Source organism: Mesorhizobium sp. M7A.F.Ca.CA.001.10.2.1 (assembly GCF_003998575.1).
Classification (GTDB): Bacteria; Pseudomonadota; Alphaproteobacteria; order Rhizobiales; family Rhizobiaceae; genus Mesorhizobium.
This window is the reverse complement of sequence record NZ_RZQY01000435.1, coordinates 1-5,060: the sequence shown is the minus strand read 5'-3', so window position 1 is coordinate 5,060 and position 5,060 is coordinate 1. Positions and strand designations below refer to the sequence as shown.

Annotated in this window: 5 protein-coding genes and 1 pseudogene; 2 read left to right on the top strand and 4 right to left on the bottom strand. The window is 62.3% G+C overall.

Going from position 1 to position 5,060, the window contains the following annotated elements; genetic code table 11:
• A partial coding sequence (locus EN964_RS23985) for an alanine racemase (RefSeq protein ID WP_206528750.1) occupies window positions 1-453 on the bottom strand: 453 nt, incomplete at its 3' end.
• 190 nt (window positions 454-643) lie between these two features.
• Between EN964_RS23985 and EN964_RS23980 the strand changes: the two genes are divergently transcribed.
• Window positions 644-1,330, top strand: coding sequence for a D-lyxose/D-mannose family sugar isomerase (locus tag EN964_RS23980; RefSeq protein ID WP_127258087.1), 687 nt, complete (start codon window positions 644-646; stop codon window positions 1,328-1,330).
• Window positions 1,331-1,394: 64 nt separating this feature from the next.
• On the opposite strand, the gene EN964_RS23975 is transcribed toward EN964_RS23980, so the two are convergent.
• Window positions 1,395-2,399 (bottom strand): L,D-transpeptidase, encoded by a 1,005-nt coding sequence (locus EN964_RS23975; RefSeq protein WP_127271881.1) that lies wholly within the window; start codon window positions 2,397-2,399, stop codon window positions 1,395-1,397.
• Between the two features lie 246 nt (window positions 2,400-2,645).
• On the opposite strand from EN964_RS23975, the gene EN964_RS23970 reads away from it, so the two are divergent.
• The gene (locus EN964_RS23970) at window positions 2,646-2,852 is read left to right on the top strand and encodes a hypothetical protein (RefSeq protein ID WP_164749017.1); all 207 of its coding nucleotides are present in this window, start codon (window positions 2,646-2,648) and stop codon (window positions 2,850-2,852) included.
• 110 nt (window positions 2,853-2,962) lie between these two features.
• Here EN964_RS23970 and EN964_RS23965 read toward each other — a convergent pair whose 3' ends face one another.
• Window positions 2,963-4,642 carry a tetratricopeptide repeat protein gene (locus tag EN964_RS23965; protein WP_127270689.1) on the bottom strand — a complete coding sequence of 560 codons (1,680 nt, stop codon included), beginning with the start codon at window positions 4,640-4,642 and terminating at the stop codon, window positions 2,963-2,965.
• Between the two features lie 138 nt (window positions 4,643-4,780).
• Window positions 4,781-5,060 (bottom strand): annotated as a pseudogene (locus EN964_RS23960) (hypothetical protein); the annotation flags it as partial.

Below are 5,060 nucleotides of genomic sequence, written 5' to 3'. Positions count from 1 at the left end.
CGCAACCGCTTCATCAGCCGACTGCACGCCGCAGCGTCCCATGCCGGTGTCGCATTCGACCAGCACCTGCAAACGATGGCCGGCATCGGTGAAGGTGGTTGCCAGCCCTTCGAGCGTCTCCATGCTGTCCGCTGTCACCGACAGGGTGACGCGCCCGTGCAGCGCCAGAAGGCGTTCCAGTTTGGCGCGCCCAAGGATGTTGTAGGGAAGAAAAATATCGTTCAGCCCGGCATCGGCCATCACCTCGGCCTCGCCGATCTTCTGGCAGGTGATGCCGACGGCGCCGGCCGCTATCTGCTTCTTCGCCCAGTAGGGCAATTTGTGCGTCTTGATATGCGGCCGGAGCTTCAGCCCGTTCTTGTCGGCATGCGCCTGGGCGCGGGCAATGTTGGCTTCCGCGCGCGCGGCGTCGATCAGGATGGATGGCGTATCGAGATCGTGAACGGTCGGCATCATCTTTCACCCCATGAGGAATCCGCGGGTTTTATGGCCCTGAAAATCCGTGATGTCACGCGGCCAGGCAAGCGGATCTGTGGTCCATACGCCCTGCGCAACGCCGGACAGGACGGCGAGATGGATCGACACCGCATCGGCGTTCGGCTATGCGATCTGCCAGACAAATCGATACGAAGGGATCATGATCATGAAGCGCTCCGCCATCAACGACATCATCCGCGAAGCCGACGCTTTCATCCGCTCGTTCGGCTACATCATGCCGCCCTTCGCCTATTGGTCGCCGCAGGAGGCCAAGGCGCGTCAGGTCGACTCGTCGGCCGTATTCACCTCGCGGCTCGGCTGGGACATCACCGATTACGGGCAAGAGAAATTCAGGGAACTCGGCCTGTTCCTGTTCACCGTTCGCAACGGCCGCTACGAGGACATGAAGAAGGGCATGGGTATGCTCTATGCCGAGAAGATCATGATCTCGCGCAAGGACCAGCTGTCGCCGATGCACCGCCACAACATCAAGGCCGAGGACATCATCAACCGTGGCGGCGGCAAGCTGGTGCTGGAACTGTTCATGCATGACCGCGACGGCGGCATCGATCCCAAGGCGGAGGTTTCGGTGCCGGTCGACGGAACCATCCACAGGCTGCCCGCGGGCGGGCTCCTGAAGCTCGACCCGGGCCAGAGCGTCACGCTGCTGCCCGGCGTCTGGCATGCCTTCTGGGCCGAGGGCAAGGACGTGCTGATCGGCGAGGTCTCGACCGTCAATGACGATCTCACCGACAATGTGTTTCGCGAACCGATCGGCCGTTTTTCCAACATCGACGAAGACGTTGCCCCGGTCCATCTGCTGGTGTCCGACTACGAGAAGTGGCTGGGGTAGGGGCGCCGCCCTACGCCTTCGGTGACGCCAGTCACACGGTCGAAAGTTAGCCCGTGGCGCCTGCCTACTGCGATCCTTGTTCGACCGATCCTGCCGCTTCTTCCTTGAAGACGACCTTTGTGCCTCTTTGCACTTCGGAGGCGAGGTCTTCGGCATCCCAGTTGGTCAGCCTGATGCAACCATGCGAGAAGGTCTTTCCGATCTTGCCTGGGTCCGGAGTCCCGTGAATGCCATAACTATCGATGGACAAATCGATCCAGACCGATCCCACCGGATTGTTCGGCCCGGCAGCGATCGTGAAGGGGCGCTTCGTCTTCACCCCCTTGAAGGCAAACTCGGGATCGTAGTGATAGGTTGGGTGGCGCACCACGCGTTTGACCTCTGCCTCGCCACTCGGCGCGGGCTTCTCCTGGCTCCCGATCGAGGCGGGGTACGTCGCAAGCGCTTTGCCGGAAGGGTCGAGCACGCGAACCTGGCGAGCGCTCTTGTCGACCTCGACGTTCCCAATGTCTTGCGGCGGATCACCTCGGGTTACAGCTGGCACCAGCAGCTTTTGCCCCGCCTTCCTGAAGCCGATGCCGGGATTGAGCCGTTCAAGCAGTTCCTCGCTGCTGTGGAAGCGCTCCGCCATCTTTTCCAGGGCATTGTGATAGGCGAGCCGGGGCAGGCGGGCCATCCTCTCCATGCGCGCCGGAATTCGCCTGGTGAACGGTCCACGCACATCCTTGCGCGTCAACTCGTAGGTCTCAAGCGCCGGGCGCGAGGAGCTCGCGACCAGCTTGTCCCATGTCTCGCGGTTAAGCTTGCCGTCGGCAGGCAGTCCGTTGGCCGCTTGAAACGCACCGACTGCCCGGCTGAAGTTCTCCGCTTGGCGGCCGTCGATCAGGCCTGGCGAGAAGCGTGCACGATCCAGGAGGATTTGCGCCTTCAGCACGGTCGCACTGACGCCTTTCGCTTCGCTGCCGTCAAATTGGGCGTTGTTGACAGTGGCCGCGTCCAGTTTTGCCGCCGCCGTTGCGTCCCATGCCATGACGAGCATGGCGGCAGCGGCAAGAACGAGCCTGATCATGGAGGTCACACTCCTGTATGAGCACCTGCTTCTATGACGTCGCACGGCCGATCTGGTTCCATTCCCCTGGCTGCGTCCGACTGCCGAGTGCCGATGCGCCGCAGCGAACCCGGACCAGGGAGCACCCGGCGGTGGCGCGGGTGCATTGTTGATAAGGGTCCGCCATCATCCAGATGGATGGCGACTCTCGCCAGCGCATGTGTTGGCTTCAATCGAAGCGCAGCTCGGTGACCGAGGAGAGCCAGCATGCAATTTCCTGCCCAGAAGGACAGAAGACCGGCAGCCGAGGATGAGCGCCAGGCCCGGCTTGAGAAAACAGCCAGGCTCAAGCAGCTTCGGTCCTATGCTTCCTGGCTTTTGTCCGACCCAAACGCCCAACTTCACGATGAGATAGACTGCTCGGTGCTGATCGAGGAAGGCGTGGTACGAGACAAAGCGTGGAGCCTGGGCTGATCGGCAGGTGACACGACCGGGCGGCGAGGTTTCCACCGCCAACGATGATCGGCCGACAATTTGTTTGGCGAGCCGATCGGCCGCAACAATGGCGGCAGGCTGACTTCGCGTCAGTGACAGCAGCCTTGCTGCGCGCTCGTCCTGCACAGGCAGGACGAGGTGATCGGCACATCCGCCCTGGCCAGCGCCGCGGCAAGGCTTGTCTGCAATATCGGCAATTCATCAGTCTCGCCGCGCCGATTCAGGCATTCCACCAGCCCGTGCAGTGCCCAGACATTGTTCGGGTGCTGGGCGCAGCGCTGCACCGTGCCGCTCAGGCCCAAATCGTCGCGATAGACCTGTTCTGCTTCCTGCGCGTGGCCCTGGTCGAGAAGCAGCGCCGCCAGCGCATGGCGCGGCGGGTGCATCCAGGCCCACGGTTCGGTGTAGGACAAATTGTCGTCAAGCTCGACCGCCTGCCGCAAATGGCCATAGGCCTCGTCATGCCGGCCCTGATGGTACGCCAGCTCGCCGTCGAGCAGGGCGACACCGACAGCCAGCGAAGCCTGCGCCGGGTTGCTGAGGAAGCGCCGCTCGGGCGCAATGCCTTTCAGATGCCGATGGAACACTTCGCGCTCGCGCTCGGCTTCAGCGAAATTCCCAAGCGTCGCATGCGCCACACCCTTGGCGTAGTGCTGCATGGCCGCCGTCAGCACATAGAGGCCTGGCTCCGCGGTCGCCGGTTCGTCGATGATCTCCTGCCAGCGGCCGAAGCGCACTTGCACATGCGATTTCATCGCATGGTAGCCTTCCACCGTCTGCGTGAGCTTGGGCCGGCCGGGGATGGCGACCACGTCGCGCGCGACCAGGCTGCGCACTCGATCGGCGGCCCACAGTGCAGGCTGGTACTGGCCCGACAACATGCAGGTGAACATCATCAGGTGCAGATCGTGGCAGCAGCCGAGCAAATAGTAGGTCGGCTCGTCCGCATAGGCGAGATAGAGGTCGTTGGCGCGTACCGCCTTTTCGCTGGCGCGTTTGGCTTTCTCATACTCGCCGCACAGCACATAGATGTGCCCCGGCATGTGGTTCATGTGCCCGGCATCGGGGCACATTTCGCCGAGCAGATCCGCTGACCGCATGCCGCGCTCCGGCATGGTGGACATTTCCAGCAGATGGATGTGCAGGTGGACGATCGCCGGATGCTGTGCTGCGCCGGCCTCATCGGCAAGCCGGACCGACCGTTCGCAGACGTCGAGCGCCTCGACGACATCGGAATTCGGCGCCGGCGCGCCGGTCTTGAGGTTCCACAGCCGCCGCACCGTGCGCATCATCAGCGCTTCGACCAGCAGTGCCATCACATCATGGTCGTCGGGACAGTCCCGATACACAAGCCGCATCGCGGCGGCATAGCTATCATCCCACCGTTCGAATTCCTCTGGGCTCACCCGGTATGGCTTCTGAAAGCGGGCGGCCAGCGCCTCGATCAGCCGCTTCTCGATCTCGTTGGCGGAAGCCGCATTGGCCCGGGCCAGCTGGACATGCTCGAAGCAGCGCTTGGTCGCGCTGTCGGCCTCGGCCTCGCCATGTTCTTTCCAGGTCAGATTGTAGAAAGGTCCGGCGGCATAGGCGATGCCCCAATGCACCATCGGACATTTAGGATCTGTTTCGAGCGCCTTCTCAAAACACTTGATGCCTTCCTCATGGTTGAAGCCGTAGCACCAGTTGAGGCCAACATCGAACCAACGCTGGGTTTCTGAAGAACGAGTGGAGATGGGACGGCGGTAGGTGCCGAGGTCGAAGCGGTCCATGTGGTCTCATTTCAATTCTGATTGCCAGCGAGCCAGCTCTGGTCAGACTACCTTCGCCATCAATGTGTGCCGAAACTGGCAGGCATGGCAAACGCAACGAGTGCCATCGCTGCTTGCATTTGGATACTGTCGCCGCTCTTAGCTGGTCTCTGGAGGCGGTGTTTCATTTTGCCAGCCGGCCAGCTCAGGCAGGTCGTCAAGCCAGCTTTTCTCGCTCACCAAGGCATCGCCGGTCTGCGGGTCGGCCTCGGCGGCGTTTTGAATGAGCCAGTCCATCCACTTGCGATAGGCAGCCGGGTCCAACTGAGGCGGCAACACCTTGGCCTTGGCCAGCATGCGTTTGCGGAAACTCACCTGCCTGCGGAGTTTTGTCGTCGTGAATTTGATGGCCTTGCCCTGGTATTCGACCGTCCAGCGC

What these genes read in the sequence shown, in the direction of transcription:
- EN964_RS23965 (WP_127270689.1), bottom strand. Translation starts at nt 4,642, where the DNA reads ATGGACCGCTTCGACCTCGGCACCTACCGCCGTCCCATCTCCACTCGT.
- EN964_RS23970 (WP_164749017.1), top strand. Translation starts at nt 2,646, where the DNA reads ATGCAATTTCCTGCCCAGAAGGACAGAAGACCGGCAGCCGAGGATGAG.
- EN964_RS23975 (WP_127271881.1), bottom strand. Translation starts at nt 2,399, where the DNA reads ATGATCAGGCTCGTTCTTGCCGCTGCCGCCATGCTCGTCATGGCATGG.
- EN964_RS23980 (WP_127258087.1), top strand. Translation starts at nt 644, where the DNA reads ATGAAGCGCTCCGCCATCAACGACATCATCCGCGAAGCCGACGCTTTC.